This is a genomic window from Microcystis sp. M53603_WE2 (assembly GCF_030065435.1).
The window spans coordinates 1-2,573 of record NZ_JASJFF010001324.1; the positions used below are offsets into that span (position 1 = coordinate 1).

5 protein-coding genes are annotated in these 2,573 nt (G+C 44.9%); 3 read left to right on the top strand and 2 right to left on the bottom strand.

Going from position 1 to position 2,573, the window contains the following annotated elements; all coding sequences use genetic code 11:
* Positions 1 to 281: 281 nt before the first annotated feature.
* Together PX481_RS27785 and PX481_RS27790 are read left to right on the top strand one after the other, a co-directional pair.
* A complete protein-coding gene (locus PX481_RS27785; RefSeq protein WP_288027682.1) occupies positions 282 to 761 on the top strand; it encodes a type 4 pilin in 480 nt (159 codons plus the stop codon).
* On the top strand, positions 739 to 1,365 hold the full coding sequence (locus tag PX481_RS27790) for a pilus assembly FimT family protein (protein WP_288027680.1): 627 nt from the start codon (positions 739 to 741) through the stop codon (positions 1,363 to 1,365). Before PX481_RS27785 ends, PX481_RS27790 begins: the two co-directional genes overlap by 23 nt.
* Positions 1,366 to 1,410: 45 nt before the next feature.
* Here the strand turns inward: PX481_RS27790 and PX481_RS27795 are convergent, their stop codons facing one another.
* Positions 1,411 to 1,812: a sll0565 family protein gene (locus PX481_RS27795; protein WP_002763677.1), complete on the bottom strand. Its 402-nt coding sequence runs from the start codon at positions 1,810 to 1,812 to the stop codon at positions 1,411 to 1,413.
* Between the two features lie 72 nt (positions 1,813 to 1,884).
* Between PX481_RS27795 and PX481_RS27800 the strand changes: the two genes are divergently transcribed.
* A complete protein-coding gene (locus tag PX481_RS27800; protein WP_002763679.1) occupies positions 1,885 to 2,166 on the top strand; it encodes a DUF6439 family protein in 282 nt (93 codons plus the stop codon).
* On the opposite strand, the gene PX481_RS27805 is transcribed toward PX481_RS27800, so the two are convergent.
* Entirely contained in the window at positions 2,163 to 2,564 is a 402-nt protein-coding gene (locus tag PX481_RS27805) for an ATP-binding protein (RefSeq protein WP_288097168.1), read from the bottom strand. The genes PX481_RS27800 and PX481_RS27805 overlap by 4 nt on opposite strands.
* Between the last annotated feature and the right edge of the window lie 9 nt (positions 2,565 to 2,573).

Here is a 2,573-nt window from a genome sequence, read left to right on the forward strand (position 1 = left end):
GCAGGGCTTGCGGTGTCAGTCTGTCGAGCGACCATAAGACCAGAACAGAGTAAATCTGTTAAGGCAGGTGCGAAAAATCCTTCGGGAAAGAAGCAGAAACCTAAATCGTGAGGTTTGGGAATCACCGTCCGTTTACGGCGGTGAGGATGTCAACTGGGTACTCTGTAGTTGAGAGCTAAAAAAAGTCAGTGGTTTTCAGGAAAAACGGGGAGGGTTGAAAAGTGAAATCAAAAGAAAAGGGAATACCGTTAAAACTACCGTCGTCCGAGTCAGGTTTCTCGATGTTAGAAGTGATAATTGCCATTTTAACTATTACCGCTTTCTTAACAGGAACCTTACAGTTAATGGCAGTGAATGCCTTATATAAAGTTCGGTCAGAAAGACAAGCTCAAGCTAACTTTTGGATACAAGAAGACTTCGAGGATACCAAATATCAAGCTTCGACTTTAGCTTTCGACGAGAAGTGGTGTACAGGAAAAGAGGGTTATGCCACAGCTTTAAGAAGACAACTAACGGCTCCCCCCCCCGACACCCCTATACCGAAGGAACGATTAGTAGCGAAAAAACCAATTGTCGGTAAAGACTATTCTCTCTTTCAAACTTTTAATATTGCTGAGCAATTGGATAATCCCCATCGTCTCCGTATTGATTATCGAGTCGAAGCAACAGATAAAACTCCTAAAGATTACCCCAACCAAGAAAATGTTATTGCCGAAAGTTCTGTCGAGGTGATTCCCGATGCGTCGTTTAACTGTCCATAAAAATCAGGGTTTTACCCTGTTAGAAATTTTGGTAGCTTTGGCAATTGCGGGAATTCTTGCCGCCTTAACTGGACCTAATTTATTAGCTTGGTTAAATAGCAATAAAGTCCAAGAAGCCACCGATTCTATACAATCAGCCCTACGGGATGCCCAAAGACAAGCCATCCGTCTAGGGAGAATTTGCACGATTAATTTTACTGAAGGGACTGGCACTGATCCCACGGTTTACCGGCAAATAACTGCCAATCAACCGGGTTGTTTAGTGGCGACTAATACTAATGCGGGTTCCCTAAGTCTGCCGCAGGAAGTATTTATGGTGGTGGATAATTTTCCAGATGTTCCCCCTGATGGCGACAGTCCGGGGGTACAGTTTTCCTTTCGGGGTCATGTGCCGGGGTTAACCTTTGAGCCGCGGGCAAACCAAGCGATAATCGTATTATATCCCGCCGCCGATGCCGCCAATCCCTATCCCAACCAAGAAAGAAAGTGTATAGTTATCGCTTCTCTGTTGGGAATAGTTAAACAAGGCACTTATAACGGCAATCCTCTAGATACGCTCGATGCCAATAATTGTCAAATCCGTCTGGATGGAACCCAACCCTAATCAGCTTCTCAAGGCAACATACCCCACTGTCCCCTGTGCAGTCAATCACCCGCTGCAGGATCGCAGAATCCAACCCAGTAAGACTCCGATACCACCAAAGCGGACAATTTGCCAAAAAACCTCCCCCAGCAGTCCGCGACGGATTCCTTCCCAGAATAGGCGCTTTAATTCCCCTTCTTTAAGTAAATTGCTTTCTAAAATTACCTCTAATTCTTGAATCTGTTCGCGAATTTGTAACAATTCCTTTTCTAGTTCAGGTAGGGGATTTTCCCGCCATTGGGGTTCTATTTGGCTAAATTGTGCCTCTAGGTCTTTTTTTTGCTGTTCTGCTTCGTTGATCTGTCGATAACGGTCTTTTAGTGTTGCGATCGCCGCTTCGACTTCTTCAATTGCTTCGGTAAATTCTGCCGATTCATCGTTAGGGTACGGGTTTTCTTCTAAGGACATGGACTCAATGGGATTTCCTGCGTCTAAACTATAGTTATAGACGATTTTACGGTTTTACGAAACCTTTTGATTATGATTCCATCCCCTGTCTCCTCCGCATCTCAGACTATTGATGATCTATCTACCCCGGAATTGGCGCGGATTTTGGCGGAACGTTTGGCGATCGCACCGATTGACTGGCATCGTCTGAAAGCCAATCGTAATGCTCGGGCCGCCGAACAATTAGGGACGGCTTTGGTGTTTTTATTAGATAATCAGCCAGAAGAAGCACTTCCTCGGCTACAACAGGCTACAGGCTGGCTCGATCGCTCGATTTCTGCTCCTCCCTGTCCTTCTCACGGTCACGGTCATTAATTAAACCAGCGTTCCTGTTTAATTTGTTTACAAAGTTTCAGTTGGGTTCCTTTTTGATTCCAGTGAACTTGGTCGAAGATTTGATATAACATACACAGTCCTCGGCCATTTTCCGCTTCTTCGGGGGGAAAATTGGGACAATCGCAACTACAGCCATGATGGGGACAACCTGGCGTAAATCCACAACCTTCGTCGGTAATTACCCAAGAATACTCGTCTTTACTGCTGGAAAAGTGAACGACCACGGTTTTGCTGGGATCGAGATGATTGCCGTGTTTAGCGGCATTAACTAAAGCTTCTTGCAATCCTAATCTAATTTCTGGTTCTAATTCTTCGGGAATACTAGCGGTCAATAAATCTAAAATCGGACAAAGATACAAGGTGGAAGCGAAACTCATGGTGTTCCA